This window comes from Rhizobium sp. BK251 (assembly GCF_004345245.1).
Lineage (GTDB): Bacteria > Pseudomonadota > Alphaproteobacteria > Rhizobiales > Rhizobiaceae > Rhizobium.
In genome coordinates this window covers 14,877-32,738 of the sequence record NZ_SLUQ01000012.1, presented here as the reverse complement: position 1 = coordinate 32,738, position 17,862 = coordinate 14,877, and the positions used below count along the sequence as shown (strand labels likewise).

General features: G+C 56.7%; 19 protein-coding genes. 13 read left to right on the top strand and 6 right to left on the bottom strand.

Translation table 11 applies throughout. The annotated features are described in order from the left end of the window. Window positions 1–156: 156 nt before the first annotated feature. Window positions 157–1,185 carry a LysR substrate-binding domain-containing protein gene (locus EV286_RS26880; protein WP_132960330.1) on the bottom strand — a complete coding sequence of 343 codons (1,029 nt, stop codon included), beginning with the start codon at window positions 1,183–1,185 and terminating at the stop codon, window positions 157–159. A gap of 1,000 nt (window positions 1,186–2,185) precedes the next feature. Between EV286_RS26880 and EV286_RS26870 the strand changes: the two genes are divergently transcribed. Beyond that, window positions 2,186–2,500 (top strand): DUF982 domain-containing protein, encoded by a 315-nt coding sequence (locus EV286_RS26870; protein WP_132960326.1) that lies wholly within the window; start codon window positions 2,186–2,188, stop codon window positions 2,498–2,500. 96 nt (window positions 2,501–2,596) lie between these two features. Here EV286_RS26870 and EV286_RS26865 read toward each other — a convergent pair whose 3' ends face one another. The 3 genes from EV286_RS26865 to EV286_RS26855 all read right to left on the bottom strand — a co-directional run bounded on the left by EV286_RS26865 (window position 2,597) and on the right by EV286_RS26855 (window position 4,615). After that, window positions 2,597–3,589 (bottom strand): serine hydrolase domain-containing protein, encoded by a 993-nt coding sequence (locus EV286_RS26865; protein ID WP_207909934.1) that lies wholly within the window; start codon window positions 3,587–3,589, stop codon window positions 2,597–2,599. Next, window positions 3,576–4,067, bottom strand: coding sequence for a GyrI-like domain-containing protein (locus tag EV286_RS26860; protein ID WP_132960322.1), 492 nt, complete (start codon window positions 4,065–4,067; stop codon window positions 3,576–3,578). The genes EV286_RS26865 and EV286_RS26860 overlap by 14 nt, the downstream gene beginning before the upstream one ends. Before the next feature lie 215 nt (window positions 4,068–4,282). Then, complete coding sequence (locus tag EV286_RS26855) at window positions 4,283–4,615, bottom strand: GNAT family N-acetyltransferase (protein ID WP_132960320.1); 333 nt, start codon at window positions 4,613–4,615, stop codon at window positions 4,283–4,285. Between the two features lie 184 nt (window positions 4,616–4,799). Here EV286_RS26855 and htpG point away from each other — a divergent pair, with 184 nt between their 5' ends. The 8 genes from htpG (at window position 4,800) to EV286_RS26815 (ending at window position 13,008) form a co-directional block, all read left to right on the top strand. Next, on the top strand, window positions 4,800–6,692 hold the full coding sequence (htpG, locus tag EV286_RS26850; protein WP_132960318.1) for a molecular chaperone HtpG: 1,893 nt from the start codon (window positions 4,800–4,802) through the stop codon (window positions 6,690–6,692). A 389-nt stretch (window positions 6,693–7,081) separates the two neighbouring features. Then, window positions 7,082–7,870, top strand: coding sequence for an alpha/beta hydrolase (locus EV286_RS26845; RefSeq protein WP_132960315.1), 789 nt, complete (start codon window positions 7,082–7,084; stop codon window positions 7,868–7,870). 8 nt (window positions 7,871–7,878) lie between these two features. Continuing rightward, a complete protein-coding gene (locus EV286_RS26840) occupies window positions 7,879–8,985 on the top strand; it encodes a PAS domain-containing sensor histidine kinase (RefSeq protein WP_132960313.1) in 1,107 nt (368 codons plus the stop codon). A 657-nt stretch (window positions 8,986–9,642) separates the two neighbouring features. Continuing rightward, window positions 9,643–9,999 (top strand): hypothetical protein, encoded by a 357-nt coding sequence (locus EV286_RS26835; RefSeq protein ID WP_132960311.1) that lies wholly within the window; start codon window positions 9,643–9,645, stop codon window positions 9,997–9,999. A gap of 1,634 nt (window positions 10,000–11,633) precedes the next feature. Continuing rightward, window positions 11,634–11,843, top strand: coding sequence for a cold-shock protein (locus EV286_RS26830; RefSeq protein ID WP_003504088.1), 210 nt, complete (start codon window positions 11,634–11,636; stop codon window positions 11,841–11,843). A gap of 129 nt (window positions 11,844–11,972) precedes the next feature. Then, window positions 11,973–12,197, top strand: coding sequence for a hypothetical protein (locus tag EV286_RS26825; RefSeq protein WP_132960309.1), 225 nt, complete (start codon window positions 11,973–11,975; stop codon window positions 12,195–12,197). A 35-nt stretch (window positions 12,198–12,232) separates the two neighbouring features. Further along, window positions 12,233–12,613, top strand: coding sequence for a DUF6481 family protein (locus EV286_RS26820; protein WP_132960307.1), 381 nt, complete (start codon window positions 12,233–12,235; stop codon window positions 12,611–12,613). A gap of 119 nt (window positions 12,614–12,732) precedes the next feature. After that, the gene (locus EV286_RS26815; protein WP_132960305.1) at window positions 12,733–13,008 is read left to right on the top strand and encodes a hypothetical protein; all 276 of its coding nucleotides are present in this window, start codon (window positions 12,733–12,735) and stop codon (window positions 13,006–13,008) included. Window positions 13,009–13,235: 227 nt separating this feature from the next. Here EV286_RS26815 and EV286_RS26810 read toward each other — a convergent pair whose 3' ends face one another. Continuing rightward, the gene (locus tag EV286_RS26810; protein WP_132960303.1) at window positions 13,236–13,472 is read right to left on the bottom strand and encodes a hypothetical protein; all 237 of its coding nucleotides are present in this window, start codon (window positions 13,470–13,472) and stop codon (window positions 13,236–13,238) included. A 254-nt stretch (window positions 13,473–13,726) separates the two neighbouring features. Here EV286_RS26810 and EV286_RS26805 point away from each other — a divergent pair, with 254 nt between their 5' ends. From EV286_RS26805 to EV286_RS26790, 4 genes are all read left to right on the top strand, one after another. Further along, entirely contained in the window at window positions 13,727–15,487 is a 1,761-nt protein-coding gene (locus tag EV286_RS26805) for a PAS domain S-box protein (RefSeq protein ID WP_132960454.1), read from the top strand. A gap of 64 nt (window positions 15,488–15,551) precedes the next feature. Beyond that, entirely contained in the window at window positions 15,552–16,679 is a 1,128-nt protein-coding gene (locus EV286_RS26800; protein WP_132960302.1) for a PAS domain-containing protein, read from the top strand. Next, window positions 16,676–17,101 (top strand): response regulator, encoded by a 426-nt coding sequence (locus EV286_RS26795; protein WP_132960300.1) that lies wholly within the window; start codon window positions 16,676–16,678, stop codon window positions 17,099–17,101. Before EV286_RS26800 ends, EV286_RS26795 begins: the two co-directional genes overlap by 4 nt. A 49-nt stretch (window positions 17,102–17,150) precedes the next feature. Beyond that, entirely contained in the window at window positions 17,151–17,360 is a 210-nt protein-coding gene (locus EV286_RS26790; protein WP_037183668.1) for a hypothetical protein, read from the top strand. Window positions 17,361–17,485: 125 nt separating this feature from the next. Here EV286_RS26790 and EV286_RS26785 read toward each other — a convergent pair whose 3' ends face one another. Next, window positions 17,486–17,848, bottom strand: a complete 363-nt coding sequence (locus EV286_RS26785) for a response regulator (protein ID WP_132960298.1) — start codon at window positions 17,846–17,848, stop codon at window positions 17,486–17,488. Window positions 17,849–17,862 lie beyond the last annotated feature (14 nt).

Here is a 17,862-nt window from a genome sequence, read left to right as displayed (position 1 = left end):
TTACGCGATGCCCAGCAGTTGCTGATGCAGACATTCGATGGGTTTGCTTCGAAAACGCCGGCCTCACAGGCTGGCGCTGCCGTCTTGGGCTGACTGTCGCCGACTGCAGAAGCGCCATTTTCAGACCTCAAACGGCATTGAGCCTTGGCATAGAGCTCAAAGATCGCGTCGAGATGAGAGTTGGGAAACGTCCAGAAGCCATTGCTTGAAAGCCATAGCGCTCACATTGTCTACGTCCGCCAGCGCAACCTGATAGGCTCCGATTGGTTTGACCATGTCGGGAAGCACCCGGCATAGGCGTCCACTCGCGAGATCCTGAGCCACCAGGCTTGCGGGGCCAACTGCTACTCCCAATCCATCAGCCGCTGCTCGCAACGCGAAGTCAAGATGGTCGAATCGTAACTCTCCGACAGGTACGAGATTGGCGGCTCCGGCGAAGCGTAACCATTCGCGCCAATCGTCGCCTCGCGTCTCGCTGTGCAGGAATATGTGGGCGGATAGGTCGCCTACAAGTTGAACAGGCTTTGCATCCAGCAATGACGGCGACGCAACCAGATAGGAGCGATCAGACAAAAAAGCTTGCGGCTGCAGGTCAACCGGCCACCCTGTCGTTGCCCTCCGGATTATGACGTCGAAACTATCACGCACAACCCGCTCTGGCAGCGCGTCGCTCGTGGTCACCTGGGGTGAGATATGAGGGAACTCCCTGATGAAACCCGGCAATTGGGGAATCAGCCAGCGTGCGGCGAAGCTTGCGCGCACGTTGATCCGCAAGCCGGCGGTAGGCGCCGATCTCGCAACTGCCTCCGCCGTCGTTGCGATCCTCTCCATCGCCGGTGCCATGCCAGCAAACAGTTCCCGCCCGGAAGTCGTTAATGCGATCTGGCGAATGCCTCTGGTGAAAAGGCTGACGCCCAAATGCTGCTCAAGCTGTTTGACCTGCCGGCTGACCGCACCATGCGTTACGCCCAGTTCGGCGGCAGCGAGGGTGAAGCTCGCATGTCTGGCGGCCGAAACGAAGGCACGAACGGCATTCAATGGCGGAAGGCGGCGATAAGTCATGTGTGAGTTCTCCTCACGCATATAAGCCAGAATTAGTCGTTTGTAGCGAGCAAAATCGGCGATTACATCATTGCTGCTGTGTGTGTTTCCGTCGCGGACATCGAAGAGCGACATGACGGTCATGAGGTTATCACGATGATTGGGGCTGTAGAGACAGCGGCATCGCAGGAATTGGATTCCGAACTGAATACTGCGCCATCGCCAGGGAGGCTGTACGCTCGATGCAGACGATGGATGCAACTGGTCTTTGTCACCTGGCCGGCCCGATCTAGTCAAAGGCGGCAACTCCGAGAACTCGAAGATTTCCAGTTGCGAGACATTGGGCTTAGTCGACACGATGCGCTTTGCGAGGGACGAAGAGGCTTCTGGCACGGGAGGGGCTAACAAACCTCGCGGTGGACCATCGTTCGTAAATGAGCCGAAGCTTCGGCGGTCTTCGGTTTTAACAAGGACCAGGTCCGCTCGCCCTGCGTGATCCTACTGGCAGCGGTCGTTCTCTGGATGATTCCCCAGACAGCGACGCTCGGCGCAATCCTCAACGCGATGGGATCTCAAGAGAATTATTTGCGGAGTTCGTCACATCGATCCCTCATCGACTATCCGCCAGCGTAGGGGGATGCTCGCGACAAGCGAGAATGCGCCATGACGCACACACCGCGTTCTGCAACAACCAGCGAGGACCCAGCGAGTGTTGTCGGCGATTGATGCGAACATCGCTGCCCACGCATCGATTGGAAGGTGAGCTTCAGGTCCGCAAGCACCCGGTCGCATCTCATCCCTGGACGCAAAAACACAACGGGCGCTCGACCTGATCAGGGAGCACCCGTGTGTTGCTACCGACAGCAAACGCCGCACAAACGGCAGGCCGTCAACATGATGCGTCAGTTACCGCCTCTCCCGATCGAAATCAAATGCACGTTTCGCAAAGCGGCTATGCACTCGATCTCTAGGGATCGGCCATTCTGGAGGGCGTCGACCGACGACGGCAAATTCGCAAGCTGGATTTTCCGGTCACGACTGCCAACACGAAACGGTTCCGCAAATTAACGCTGTTTTAACTATGTGAGATACAACCAGCTCTTGGTCGTGTATGAATCCACTCTTAAGGCTCTGGGGTGAAGGCATGACGACGAATAGATATTCGGCCTTTGCGCCGATCGGACTTCGCGTCCGCAATAATCAGCCACGAACCATCATCCGCAATCTGGCGGACGCCGCGCGCGTTCTGATTCATGATTGGCCTCTCGATGACGGCGAGGACTACGTCATCGCCGTCAAGGCTTGCGCGGATGCCCTTATAGGCGAGATCGGCCCTGAAGAATTCAGGCAAGCACTCTTGGCCGCGGCCAGCGAGGCCGGGATTTCGGCACTGTCGCTTGTCTGCGAAGAGAAATTGGAGAACAAAAGCTTCGACCTGCGGCAATCTTTGCAGGCCTAGCAAAGCCCGCATTCTGTCCACGGGAACGACGTCCGGCCGGAGGAGAAAATCGGTTCACGCCGGGCATCCGCCGTTTACGAAATTTGGTACGGAAGGCTAGGCAAACAACAATGGCCTTAGAGTTCGAAAAAGCTTATGCGAGTCGATGCTCTGTTCATTCCACAGCATGATCACAGTCAGTTGCTTGTCGGGAAATTGCCAGAATTCGGATCGGAAGCCTGGCGTGCCCCCGCCAATCAAGCGGAAGTTTCTGCCCAAAAACCAGCCATACCCATAGCCTAGATTGGGATCGAAATCGACCGTGCCATAGGACCTGAAGGTTAGACGCTCCGCATCGGGCGACAAGATCTGGCCGTTCAGAAGGGCGTGGCTCCAAAGCGTGAGATCGGTCACCGTTGAGAAGAGCTCCCGTGGCCCCGTCACACGTGCGAGTTTGTCGTTTTCAGCGTTATAGACGATACCGTTTTGTCTGACGTGGCCGTAAGCTCTGCCCGGATTGACCTTGAACGGATCGTCCTCTCCGGTATCCCGCATTCCCAATGGCTCAAAGAGCAGGTCACGAAGGGCGGCTTCGAATGGCTGGCCGCAAACGACTTCGATGACGTAGCTTAAAATGAGAAAATTCGTGCTGGAGTAGCTCCAGCGCTCTCCCGGAACGAATGCCTGGTTCATCGAACTAAGATAGGCACTAAGAGGACGGCCATCGCGCACAATCTGTTCCACGACGAGCCGCAGGTCCGGGACTGCGTAGATGTCGGCCAGGCCGGACGTATTCGAAAGCAGATGGTGGATCGTTACGCCGGCATCGAGCGCCTGGAAATCTGCATGATAGCGCGCCGGGCTATCGTCAAGCTTCACGAGGCCTTCATCAATCAGCCGCATGACGGCGGCGGCGATGAACATCTTGGTGATCGAGGCGATATGAAACTTGGTCTCGACCGTATTCGGCACCTGCAATTGAGCACTGGCCCAACCGAAAGCCTGTTCGAAAGTAACCTCATCGCGATGAACGACACGGATCACGCCGTTCAGAGGCGTTCTCCGATCGAACTCTTCAACGGCACGGCGCACCTGCTCAAAGCTGGACAATCTGTTCCCCATCGGCGATCTGCGGCGGGTCAAAATCAGCGAGGCCCACAAAAAGCTCGTGCCCTCCGGGCGAGAACTGTGGGTCGTACCCGAAGTCGAGCTTGACGTTGGTCGCTGCGATACCCGTGCGCGAGGCATGGTCGTAAATTGCCTGAAACTGATCGGCAATTCCGACGAGCGGTCCGTTGTATGAAACATGCAGATACCGATTGCGCGGAATGGTGACCCGATGCATTCCATGCGGCGCAACGGAATCAGGCGGCGCCACGACAGCAACCATTTCATGGAAGAGGTTTGAGGACCGTTCGAAGCTGACCTCCACATAGCGGGGAGGGTCCTCTGCTATGGGGATCTCTCTCACACGCGAGAACAGACTACGCCATGCCGCCGGGACGATTGAGGGTAGGTCGTTCCAATACCCATCAACCAAAATGCCGACGACGGTAAGTTCTGCTCGATGAACGACTTCGATCGTCATTTCGTCTCCTCAGACCAAGAAATTGAGTATTCTTCTGCCCGCGATAGGAGCACAAGTCCTCGGACGAGGCTGCAGACAATTTCGAATTTTCCACCAGACGGGATGAGAGGTATGGCCCGAAGGTTTTGCCAACACAAATCTAAACTGATGCGTGTCTCACCGCTTGTCCACCATCCGGCGAATTCCAACGCTGCTAGGTCAACTTTTCCCTGGGCTTATGTATGGCCACGGAAGACATGGGTCGTCTGCCTGCGCATTGGCTCAAATCCGAGGGTTGGCCAGAAAGCTCCCGCCTGAGTACCATCGGCATAGAGTGCGATCTGGCGATTAAATGGTTTCGCATGTTCAAGCACGCAAAGGGCGATCCGTCGCCCAACGCCACGCCTGCGGTAGGCCGGCCGAGCGTAAAACCGCCTCATCCGCAACCAACCGCTATCGACGAAATCCCGCGTGATACCGCCAATTCCTGCGATTTCGTCATCGATTGTAGCGAGCGCCAGTATTTTGCCGGGACGCTCGATGCGATTGGGCCCGTTCCGTGCCTCCAAGTGTGCAGCGAGTTGATTACCATACCGAGCAGAAAAACGTGTGTGCGGTCAAGTCAGTGGCTACGGCTGCATAGACGATGAATGCGCTGACCGGAAATCCTTGAGCGTGGATTGTCATTGGCGCTTGAAATCCGGTGGTGAAAAAGCCATCTGACCGGCAATTTCAGCGCAATGGGGATTATCGATGACGACAGTAGAAGATCGGCAGCCTGAGCACCACGCATTCGAAGCCGATGTCAGCCGGCTGCTGCACATGATGGTGCATTCGGTTTATTCGGACAAGGATGTGTTCCTCCGCGAATTGATCTCGAATGCTGCGGATGCCTGCGAAAAGCTGCGTTACGAGTCGATTTCCCAGCCGCAGCTCTCGGCGGATTCGACCCCGCCGGGAATTCTCGTGAGCCTCAATGAAGAGGCGTTGACGCTCGTCATCGAGGACAACGGCATCGGCATGAGCCGCGACGAGATGATCGACGCGCTCGGCACGATCGCGCGCTCCGGCACGAAGGCGTTCATGGAGCGGCTTGAGGCTGCCAAGGCTGGCGAAAAGGCGGAATTGATCGGCCAGTTCGGCGTCGGCTTCTATTCCTCGTTTATGGTCGCCGAACGGGTCGATGTGATTTCCCGCCGTGCCGGTCAGGACCAAGCCTGGAAATGGTCGTCCGACGGCAGGGGAAGTTATGACATCGTCGCGGTCGATCTTGGCGCGGCGCCAGCGAGGGGCACGCGTGTCGTGCTGCATCTGATGCAGAACGCAAAGAAATATACCGGCAAATGGACGGTCGAAAAGATTATTCGCGATCAGTCCGGACATGTGCCTGTTTCGATCCGCCTTACTGAGAAAGACGGCGCCGAACCGTCGCAGATCTCAGACGGCGCTGCACTTTGGACAAAACCGAAAAGCGAGATATCCAAGCAGGATTACGACGATTTTTATCGCGGTGTCTCCGGTCAGTATGACGAGCCGCTGGCCAATGTGCATTTCCGCGCCGAGGGTCGCCACGAATACACAACGCTCGCCTTCATCCCCGGTTCGCAACCTTTCGACCTGTTCGATCCGGATCGACAGGGTCGGATGAAGCTCTACGTGAAGCGCGTCTTCATCACCGACGAAGCCGAGTTGCTGCCGCGTTACCTGCGGTTCGTGCGCGGCATCGTCGACACCTCGGATCTGCCGCTCAACATTTCCCGCGAGATGATTCAGGAAAGCCCGGTGCTGAGCGCCATCAAGAAGGGCGTAACCAGCCGGATCCTCACCGCGCTTGAGAAGATGGCCGAAGGTGAGCCCGAGACGTTTTCAAAATTCTGGGACCTGTTTGGCGCTATCCTTAAGGAAGGAATTTATGAAGACTTCGAGCGGCGCTCGCAGTTGCTGAAGCTGGCCCGCTGCCGCAGCACTCTATCCGGTGAAACAACCCGCAGTCTGGCCGACTACCTGGCGTCAATGAAAGAGGGGCAGTCGGCGATCTATTACATCAGCGGCTCCAGTCTGGACCAACTGAAATCGTCGCCGCAACTCGAAGGTTTTCGAGCCAAAGGTATCGAAGTCCTTCTCCTTACAGATGGCGTAGACAATTTCTGGCCGACGAATGTCCCAGATTTCGAGGGAAAGTCCTTCAAGTCGGTCACCCAAGGTCTTGCCGATCTGAACGACATCACCGGCGAGGGAAGCACAGATGAGCAGGCCCTGGAAGCCTCTCCCGACGTTGCGGCATTCATCGATTTTGCGCGAGCTAGCTTGAAAGAGGAGGTTGCCGACGTGCGGGTCTCCGGTCGGTTGACCGAAAGTGCCGTCTGCCTGGTCGCCTCCGAACATGGACCGGATCGACAGCTCGAGAAACTGCTGCAGGGGGCAGGGCGGCTACAGACCGCTTCGAAGCCGATCCTGGAAATCAATGCGCAGAACGAACTTGTGAAAAGCATTGCCGCGATGGACGATCAGGCGTTTCGCGAAGATGCCGCTTGGCTCCTGCTCGACGAAGCCCGCATTCTCGACGGGGACAAGCCTACCAATCCGCGCGCTTTCGCGGAAAGGCAGGCCAGACTGTTTGCATTGGCGATCGGACGGGCGAGGTAGCACCGTAGCCAGGCGACCTCTCGCTGGCAGGTCAAAACCTGGAATTGGCAGTTTTGCTGGAAAATCGGTCGGATCAAGCTTCGCTGCACAGCAGCCTTCGCGGCGAAGCTTGATCCCTGCCGCAGCGTGTCGGCGCCTTTCGAAGGCCGAAACGGATGGCGATGTCCCCGCACTCAACCTCAGACCGGCGTTTTTGAATATAGGGAAGCATAGTGGCCCGGCTGGACTCAAAACGGGATTTGATCTTTTACGACCGCATCCCGATCGCTGCGTCGAGAGGTCGCCTGGCAAGCTCATCGCCATAAGTAGACGCCGGTCTTGAAGTGCAATAAGGTACAACACCTTTCCATCCGCAGGTGTGGTGGCGAGAACCCTCGTTTGGAAATGCATTGTCAGCCCTCATCAGAAATAACGTAAAAGTGTCCGGTGCGGGTGATCGCACGATTCTGTTTGCCCACGGGTTCGGCTGCGACCAGGCCATGTGGCGCTTTGTGGCGCCCCACTTCGAGAAGGCATTCAAGGTCGCCACCATGGACCATGTCGGAGCCGGCGGTTCCGACCTTGGCGCCTACGACGCGGAAAAATACGCCTCGCTTGACGGTTATGCGTCCGACATCATCGATCTCGGCCGCGAGCTCGGCATCCGGAACGGTATATTTGTCGGGCACTCGGTCAGTGCGATGATCGGCGTTCTGGCTTCGATCAAGGCGCCTGAGATTTTCGGGACGCTGATCATGGTCGGTCCATCCCCGCGCTACATAGACGATGGCGATTACGTCGGCGGTTTCGGTGCAACGGACATCGATGAGCTCCTGGCGTCATTCGTGGATAATCCGCTCGCCTGGTCGGCGGCTATGGCCCCGGCGATCATGGGCAATGCCGATCGGCCCGAACTCGGCCAGGAGCTGACCCAGAGCTTCTGCCGGACCGATCCGCAAATCGCACTCCAGTTTGCACGCGCGACGTTCACGTCCGACAACCGCGCGGATCTGCCAAGAGTGACGGCTCGCACATTGATCCTGCAATGCCGGGACGACATCATCGCGGGCGAACATGTCGGCGCGTATGTTCGAGATCACGTCGCCGGCAGCACGCTTGTCCTTCTCGACGCGACCGGACATTGCCCCAACCTCAGCGCGCCGGCGCAGGTCACCAGGGCGATCATGGATTTTGTCTGAAACACCGGATGAGAGAGCGAATAGCGGATCTGGACTATAAGCAACTATTCGACGACGCACCGTGCGGCTACCTGCTGGTCGACACCGGCGGGTTCATCGTCGGCGCAAACGCCTGGATGTCGACTCTGCTGGGGTATCCGGCGGGCGGTCTCGATGGCAAACGTCTACGCGACATTTTCAGCATCGCCGCCCGCATCCTGTATGAAACCAACCTCGCGCCGCTCCTGAAGCTGCAGCAGGCCATCAGCGAGGTCACAGTCGATCTGAGGAGAGCCGATGGCACCGCGGTTCCGGTTATCATGGCAGCCTCTTCCGCCCCAAATAGCTCGGGGCTGGCGGACATGACCCGCATTGTGTTCGTGCATGCGGGAGAACGCCGACTGTATGAACGGCAACTCGTCAGTGCGCGTGACAGCGCCGAAAACGACCTGGCGCAGCAGCAGTCGGACGGGATCCTGCGAGAACAGTTTATCGCCATTCTCGGCCACGACCTTCGAAATCCGCTGGCGTCGATATCCGCGGCAGCACGCATGCTGGGTAAGGAAACACTGAGCGATCGGGGCCGGCAGGTGATCGGTCTCATGCAGGGCAGCGCGCTCAGGATGTCGGGCCTCATCGACAACGTGCTGGATTTCGCGCGCGCCCGCCTCGGGGGCGGGATCGGTGTGGAATTGCATCCAGAGCAGGCCCCTGGGCCGCTGCTCGATCAGGTCGTGCAGGAATTGCGGGCATCAAATCCCGAGCACGAAATCGTGGCGACCTACGACGTCACGCGGCCGGTCAAATGCGATGTTTCGAAAATCGGGCAACTGGTTTCGAACCTGCTCGGAAATGCTTTGACGCACGGCGACAGGGCTACTCCCATACACTTCCACGCCGAAACGACGGAAAGCGGCCTGTTCCGCTTATGGATCGCAAACGGTGGTCCGTCGATCCCGGAGGAGGTCATACCAAAGCTGTTCGATCCCTTCGCTCGGGGAGAATCGCACGGCTATAAAGAGGGGCTTGGCCTTGGCCTCTTCATAGCAAGCGAGATTGCCAAGGCACATGGCGGCACCTTAGTGGTGAGATCGTCGCAGGACGAGACCAGGTTCACATTCGAAATGCCAATTTGATAAATTTTCGTCCATGGGCCATCTGCAGAGGCTATTCCGTTTGCAGCGCTCGCAAGCGACCCCAACGACCTGGTCGGTTGATCCCGGTTTCCAGGTCGTGGGTAGGGCGGAAGCGAATTGGCGCAGTTGATACCGCAGGGGTAGCGAAACCTTGCTTACGACACGCTTGTGCGCTACTGCCGAGAGGCGGCGAATGGGCGCTGGCCGATTGAAGCGGGCGAGAAAACCTCCCGCTGTTCCTGGAGCAGAACGGCAAACTTGCCGACATCGAGGATATGCCGCCTCATCTCCGGCTGACGCCTGCGCTAGGATCGGAAACGTATAAGTCGCCGGCTGAAGGGTTTCTGCCTTGGAACAACCCGGCATGGAAACCTGCCATCGTGCGGATCTGTTCAGTGCTGGACAGCGGCAAGGGATGATATAATTTCGTCGAGCCGTACCGTCGCGGCGTGTTAACGCGCAAAATGGCTGATTGATGAACTTTCCGATCGTCGCGACAGTCATCTCCATGGTTCTCGGTCTGTCAGTGACCCGCCGCTTGACCGGGTTCGTCACCTATTCCGCATTCGTAGGACGTCCGCTATCGATTGGGTGCCACTCGGCTGGAGCGCAATCCTTTTTCTCATGCAATTGCACTATTGATGGGCGATCAATCAGTTGTCGACGGTCCGGCAGACGTTTGAGTTCGGCGAGTTCATCTTCCTTGTTTTGATGACTCTTATGCTGTTCGCCACCGCAGCACTTCTTTTGCCCAGTCGTGGTGAGGATGAAGCTCAGGGAATGCGCGTTTATTTTGAGCAGGACGGGCGTTTCGCGCTGATTTCGCTGACGGTATTTTTGTTGTTCGGACTGGTTGTGAATGCTTTCGGCTTGAAAAGCCCGATTGGACTCGAAGCGCCCAATTGGCAAGATCGGGATACGAGACTCTTGTCCGCCCAAGGGAACAAACGACCAGCGCCTGAGTTATGGAGTGTTCGCACAAAAAATCCCGCACGCCCTCGTGGGAGCGAATAGGGTTCAAAGCGCCCTCATGAAAACCCTCGCGTGCCCTCGCGGGGGTTTTTCTTTGTATCGAAACGGGGTCGCTTAGTTTCCTAAGCAACCCCGTCAATGAGCGTTTGCCTTCCGGCGCACACTACTCGGTCCCCACCGCGTGGGTTGAAATTATCAACTTCTGATTAGAAATCAAACCCCGCTTGCTGAAATAGTTTCCATGAGCATTAGCTAAAAAAGTGGGAACAAACTCCGTCTGCCGTGGTTCGGTGTCCGGCGCGGTACTCTTCCTTCAATCAGAGTGGGTATGTGTCAACGCTCGCCGCGCCTTTGCAGGGAAGTCCCTCGGTGTACTGAACGCCGGGGGCTTTTGCATAGTAGTGGCCAATTCTCCCCCATAGGTGAATACGTGCCCAAGTAACGGGGTGCACGTCTGGCTTTCAATTAGGAATTTTCACTAAAAGCGAGAAAGCGCGGCCGGTTGCTCCTGATCGCTGCACGTTCTTCGCCAGTCGCGCCCAAATGCCGGGTCACGCCATCGAGACAACGAGTATCGTCTCGACCTATTACGCGAGCAAACTGAAATTCGGCTCCGCGCAGGCGACAATGATGTCTCTGACTGCGCACTTCCACCACGCGCTCGGTGTTGTTGTTGCACCAATGGTTACGCCGTAGTTGCGGTGAATATCTCACGAACTCGGTGACGACCTGAGAAGTCGGAACCACCACTGCCTGTTGTTACTGTGACTTCGCCAGCCTCATTAGGCTGAACGTGCGAAGAAGAAGGCCAAGTAAACAGCAACGGACTCCACTATCTCGAAGTCGGAAAGTGCGACAAAATCGACTGAGCCCTCCCAAAATCTAGGGGATTGGAAAGTAAACGTGTCGGGGTATTTATGGATCGCTAACTGATTTGCCCCTGTGCCATGACGGCACCCCCACTCGGGCAAGTCAGTTGGCTTTGTTCTACTCTCCAGCCAGTCTTTGTTGTCGCGATAGACCGTCTTGATGGCGTGATGCAGGTGGTTCGCAAAAGGGATGGCGTGATCCTTTTGTTGAGGTTGGTCGATTGATCTTGCCGTGTTTGGTTCCTTCGGCTCGACACCAAGTCTGCTGGCCGGGGAAGAGTGACGCCACTGCGGTCAATTCCTAACGCATCGCGTCGAGTGATCCCCGGAGCACGCAGATATTGGCATTGAGAGCCGGCGGGCCTCCTGTTGCTCCCAGAACAGCAAAGTGTCATGCTACCCTGTCGCGGTTTGAAGCAATCCGCGCGTCCGTTGTAGCGTACATTCATCCATCTTCTGAGCGGCCCACTCCGCGTTGTGAGTGAGTTCGACCACCGGGAATATACCGGCGCGGGCAAAGTTCAGGACCGGCTATTCTTAACCTTGTAGACAAAACGGTCCACGAGATTTTCGGCTGGATGTAAAGTCCAAGACCGCAACCATATGCTGAATTCGCTGGCCATAAAAACTAAAAGTTGACATTGTGCAGCGGTCAGCCTATATCCCGGTTATCGATATTTGCTTGCTGAGCTTTGGTTACCGCGCGACTGGCACCGCGCCCTGAACGAACCTTCCTTTCAAAAATCGCTATCACCATCCGCGGCGCGAAAGTGCTGTGGTTCCTCTACTGCTATGAAAGGGTTGATCATGACCACTGGCACAGTTAAATGGTTCAATTCCACCAAAGGCTTCGGTTTCATTCAGCCTGACAACGGCGGCGCCGATGCGTTCGTCCATATCTCTGCCGTCGAACGCGCGGGCATGCGCGAACTCGTCGAAGGCCAGAAGATCGGCTTCGAACTGGAGCGAGACAACAAGTCGGGGAAGATGTCCGCCTGCAATCTCCAGGCTGCCTAACACCCGGTATCCGCTTTCCTTTGACCACGGATGTACTGGCATCGCTGAGAGCATGATACCAACCCAGGTCAGGCAGTTTGCCTGGCCTTTTTTGTTGCCGCCGTATCTGGCGGCCTGATCCGGAAAACCATGTCACAAACACACAGCAAATCTCGCCAGCAGGCGGAGATTGCCTTCGGCAATCTGCAATCGCAGTTTTTCGCCCGCAACAGGGCGGTCGAAGAGCTCGACTCCCTCGTTTGTTCGCGCGACGAAAAGACGGTCCTCCTTCGTGAAGCGCGTCTCGCAAAGGAATTGCAGGACCGTGCAACAACGACTGCATCTCTGCTCGCCAAACGAGCGAATACGGCCTGACAACCCTTTCTCCAATAAGATCCAAGGACAGACATTTGAAGAACGTGAGAAACAATGAGCTTTCCGACCGTCGCGCAGCCGCTGCCGAAGCGAAGACCGCTCTTCTGAGAGCCTACTCCGCTGCAAAGATCGCCGCTGAACCGGCTAGGCAGGCGCGACAGGCGGAACGCATCGCCATTGCGGCAGCCAGGGAAGAGCGGCGACTTGAGCGCGACCGGCAGAAGCTCGCGGAGTCGCAGCGGCTGGTGATCGAGGCAGCCGAGCAACTGAAGGCCGTGGCATCGGCAGCCCCAGCTGAGACTGAAGCACGCGAGACACGCGAGAAAAACCTTATCGCGCGGGTGATCGAGGATGAAGCGGCGCGAAAGGCGGAACGCGATCGGCGCTACGCCAATCGCAAAGCAAGACGGGCTTAGGTTCGCACTTCAGCTACGTGACTGATCGAACACTCGAGACTGGTCGACGCGGAATTGCCGTATGAGCGACCAGTCTTTCCGGATGGCATGTACCGTTCCCTTCACCCACAGGAGTCTCCATGGCAGAAAATACGGGTGAGATACAGGCTATCAATACGGCCTGGCAGATTGCTATCCAAGAAATCCTGCGGATGGTCATTCGAGACATTTATCATGCGGGCGGGGAGCAGGCATTTATGGACCACATCAAGCGCATTGAAGAGGGAGCGGTCGATAGCATTTATACGGACCTGCGGCTGCGGGGAACCGACGAATGGACTGAGGTGCTCGTTAAAGAAAAGGCGAGCAATTTTGTCACGACGCTGCTGACATCCTTCACATTTGACCGCGCCTGACGCAAACTCACGCGTCATCTTAAGGCCCTGACGTCCCTCGTATTTTCAGTTCAAGATCATCCTGATGTTGGTCCCGGCAGTGACGCCTTTGTTCGAAAGGGCGATCCATCTTCAGGAAATCGAAAGGCAAGCTGTCCTCGCTCAGACCGTCGGCTGGTCTTTATCGCTTGCATAGACGTTTCTCTAAGACCAGTTTCCTAATTGTCGGGCCGGAGGTTCTATATGGTTCAAGAGCGCGATGCCAACTCGCTAAGATCGGCAAGACCGCGATGTAGGGACATGGCAGTGTCCAATTCCTGCCTGGTGTCATGTCCCTCGCGATACAGGTTTATGATGATCGCAGCGGCAAGCTCAGCCTCTGCGCTGTTCTTGGTCACATGGTGAGCTTCCAGCCAGTCGTTGAATGATTGGTCGATAACTGACAATTGGTTCGGACCGAATGACGTTTCTAAAAATGCGCGCATACCCGTTCCCTTCTAGCGGCGCACATATGGGAAATCAGCCAGAAAGGGTCAAGTCTGCTCCTTTGGTGAGCTGAAATCGGTAGCCGCCTGTCGGATTAGAAGCTGATTTCATTGCGAAAAGACCTTGCTGCGACCATCCCACGCTATACATTGAGCACTGGGACGAACGTTTGCGACGTCGCAACGATTTAGAGTGGGCGCCGATGCAGAACGAAACGGGGGAAATTTTCTCGGAGCAAGACGAAATTTCTCGAATGCTTGAGCGGGGAGACTGGGACCAGTCCATGCTTGGCCCGCCTTCAGTTTGGCCTCCGTGCCTGAGATCCGCTATCGACATTATGCTGCCTTCCATGGCGCAGATCGTTTTGTTCTGGGGGCCGGACTTCGTCGCCCTGTACAACGCACCCTATGCGCCGTCGATCGGACAACGGCACCCGAAGGCTTTCGGTCGACCGGCACGAGAAAACTGGAGCGAGCTATGGGACGACCTCGAACCGCTCCTGCGTCAAGTCCTGGACAAAGGCGAGACGGTCGCCGCCAAGGACCGCCCATTTTATATCGAGCGGCACGGCTACCCGGAAACTGTCTATTTTGACATTTCTTATTCCCCGGTCCGCGATGAAAACGGGACGGTTTGCGGCGTCTTCTGCATTGTCAACGAGACCACGGATCGCGTCCGCGCCGATCGGGCGCTCCAGGCAAGCGAAGAACGGCTGCGGGCGGTAATATCGCAGTCGGCGGCCGGGATCGGCCAAGGGAGCCTCAATGGCGAGATCCTGCACGTCAACAAGCGGTTTTGCGAGATTGTCGGCTACGAGGAACAGGAGCTGCTCGGCAAGAACATCCGCGACATCACCTATGCCGACGACATGCCCGAACAAACCCGATTGTACCAGCGGCTTGCACAGACCGGCGAGAGCTTCGATCTCGAAAAGCGATATGTCCGAAAAGATGGCAGTCTCGTCTGGGTGAACAATACCGTCTCGCCGCTTCGAGACGATAGCGGCAGGATTCGCCAGGTTGCGGTCGTCTCGATCGATACAAGCGAACGCAAAAAAGGGCAGGAGGTCGAGCGCCAGCTGGCGTCCATCATCGCATCTTCCAATGATGCCATCCTGGGCATCGATCTCGATATGACTATCACGTCCTGGAACGCCTCGGCGGAGAGGCTATATGGTTATAAGGCGGACGAGATCATCGGTCAGTCTGTACTGATCCTTGTGCCTGCTGATCGGATCGACGAGGAACCGACGCTGTTGAGCCGCGTCAGGGCCGGATCGACTGTGGAGCCTTACGAAACCAGACGCCGTCACAAAGATGGTCATCTCGTCGATGTTCTCCTCAGCGTCTCGCCAATCTACGACAGTGCCGGCCGGATTATCGGCGCATCTAAGATCGCTCACGATATTTCGGCGAAAAAGGAAGCGGATCGGCTTCAGGCAGTGCTAATCGGCGAGTTGCACCACCGGGTGAAGAATGTCTTTGCGACGGTCATGGCGATTGCCCGTCAGACCCTGGCAAAAGATGCTGAGGCCAGCGGTGCGGTTACCGCTTTCGAGGCTCGCCTTTCGGCGATGGCACATGCCCATGACCTTCTTGCCGAGGGGCATTGGCAGAGTGCCGATCTCAAGGCTGTGGTAGAGCAGGCTATCGCTCCATATCCTTCAGAGCGGTTTGATGTTTCTGGCGATCCGGTCTTGCTGCCGCAAAAGGTCGTTGCGTCACTCTCGCTTGCTCTCCATGAACTCGGCACAAACGCTGCCAAATATGGTGCACTCTCCAATGCGACAGGCAGAATTGCCATCAGCTGGAGCTACGCTGAAGAAACCGGAGATCTTCGCCTCGTTTGGAGGGAGATGGACGGACCGGAGGTTCTCCCTCCGACCCGCAAGGGCTTCGGGTCCCGCCTCGTCGAACGCTTGTTGTCCGCGGAGCTGAACGGCAAATCGACAATCGCCTATGATCCGTCCGGTGTGATTTGCGAGATTGAGGCGACGCTATCTCCTTTGCCCTGACAAATGACCGGAACCAATTCCTAGCCCGCGACATTTGTCGCGGGACAACACGATTAGGACCCCCATGCAAGAAAAGGATCAATATCGAACCGATGCCCGCAACGCCGGCGACCGTCTCGTCGCCGGACATGTAAGCGAGGATCCATTTGCGGCCGCGTTCAAGGCGACCCGGATGCCAATGATCGTCACCGATCCGAACCAGTCCGACAATCCGATCATCTTCTGCAACGAAGCCTTCCGAAGGCTCACGGGCTACAGAGATGACGAGATAATTGGGCGCAATTGCCGTTTTCTGCAGGGTCCAGAGACTGACAAAGCAACGATCGCGAGGATTCGGGAGGGCATCGCGGCCGGCCACGATGTTGCTGTCGATATTCTTAATTACCGAAAAGACGGCACTACGTTTTGGAATGCGGTATTCATCAGCCCCGTCCGGGACGAGGCAGGGACAATCATCTATTTCTTTGCGTCCCAGCTCGATTTCACAACTGTCAAAAGCCGGGAAGCAGACCTGGCGGCTGCGCGCCATCAGGCGGAGGCGGAGGTGGCAAAAAACACCGCCACCCTTAAGGCGGCACTGGAGGCGCGCACGCTGCTGGTCCACGAGGTGGACCATCGGGTGAAAAACAACCTGCTGACGATGGCTTCCATCGTAAAAATGCAGGCACGCATCACCACCGATTATCGGCAAAGGCAGACACTCATGTCGGTCCTCAACCGAATAGAGGCCCTCAGTACAGTTCAGCGAAAGCTGTTCACGCTCGACGACGTGTCGAAGTTCGATATCTCAGAGTTCACAAAGGAATTGGTGACAGATCTTGTCGATGCCACTGGCCGCAACGACATCCGTCTGTCTTTAGATCTTTCGCCGCTGCTCGTGCCCGCTGTCAAAGCCACGCCTTTGTCGCTGATCGTCAATGAGCTGGTCGGCGATGCAGTTCGACGGGGCCTCATGGACGGCGGCGGCGACATCCACGTGCTGGTCAAACGCCTCAACGGTCATTTTCTGATCCGGGTCGAGGACACATCCGAACCAGTTGAGCCTGATATTGAAAGCACCGAGCTCGGACGCATGTTGATCGAGGCGTCTGCTTTGCAGCTCGGCGCCGAAATCGAACGTAAACAGGATGGACGAAAGACGGTTGTCGATGTGGTGCTGCTTGTCGGCGACCATCAGGAGAATACACATTGAAAGTTATGATCGTCGAAGACGAAATGCTTCTCGCCATGGAGCTTGAAAGTGAGGTGGAGATGGCGGGCCATCAGGTCACAGGACTTGCCATGAGCAGCAGCCAGGCGCATGAGCAGATCTGCACCTCGAAGCCTGATTTCGCATTCGTCGATATCCACCTCATGGATGGCCCGACCGGGATCGACGTGGGTCGCGAACTAGCAGCTGCGGGCATCCCCTATGTCTTCGTGAGCGGCAATATCAAGAAGATCCCGGAAGGGTTTGCCGGCGCACTCGGTGCAATCGAAAAGCCCTACACGATGAACGGGATGAAAAATGCCCTGACTTACATTTCCGCAATCGTCGGAGGCGACGAGAGTGGGTCGCCGCCCGCAAGTCTGGTTCTGGCGGAAGACGCGAATGCAGGGAGGCGGTTTGGCTAAGACGCAAGGAGGAGCGTCGGCCAACACGGAGCAAAAATGGGAGGAAGTGATGAGTGACAACCAGAACATTTTGAAACAAGTCAAACCGAGGCTGCACGCGTTGATCGATGATCTCGTCGCTAAAGGTGCCGAGAGATCCGCGGTGATCTACATGATCGAGAAAGAATCTACCCAGCTTCGTGATAGGATGGACGAGACCCCAGATCATCAGATCGACGAGCCCTCAAACGATTGGCCGTCGGCGACCAAAGCCCAGTAAGTTTGTCTTGCTTGCCTTCAAGGTAATGATCTCATCGGGCATCATGGTGGCGGTTGCGATTTGCAGAGTTGCTAGCATCGGCATCCTTGGCTTGACGGTCTCGCTCAGCTTAGAACCTCATCGTGTTAGATCATTTCGCGTATCGCGTGAATCACACGTGACGGATCATAGGGCTTACTGAAAAAGCGGCCGACGAACGGAAGGGTATCATCGCTCATGTGGCGATGACCCGATGTCACGATGATCTTGACAGGTGGCCATCGATCTCGAACCGCGGCCGCTAGTTTCAAGCCATCCATGCTGCCAGGCATATCGATATCGGTGAACATAAGACGAACCTCCGGATGTGCGTCGAGCAGGCTGATGGCGTCGTCGGCGTTCGATGCTTCCAGCACCTGGAAACCTTCGTCCTCTAGAAATAGCGCAATATCCATCCGAACGAGAGCCTCGTCCTCCACGACAAGGACCGTTATACCGTTGCCGCCCATCCCCTACGATCCCT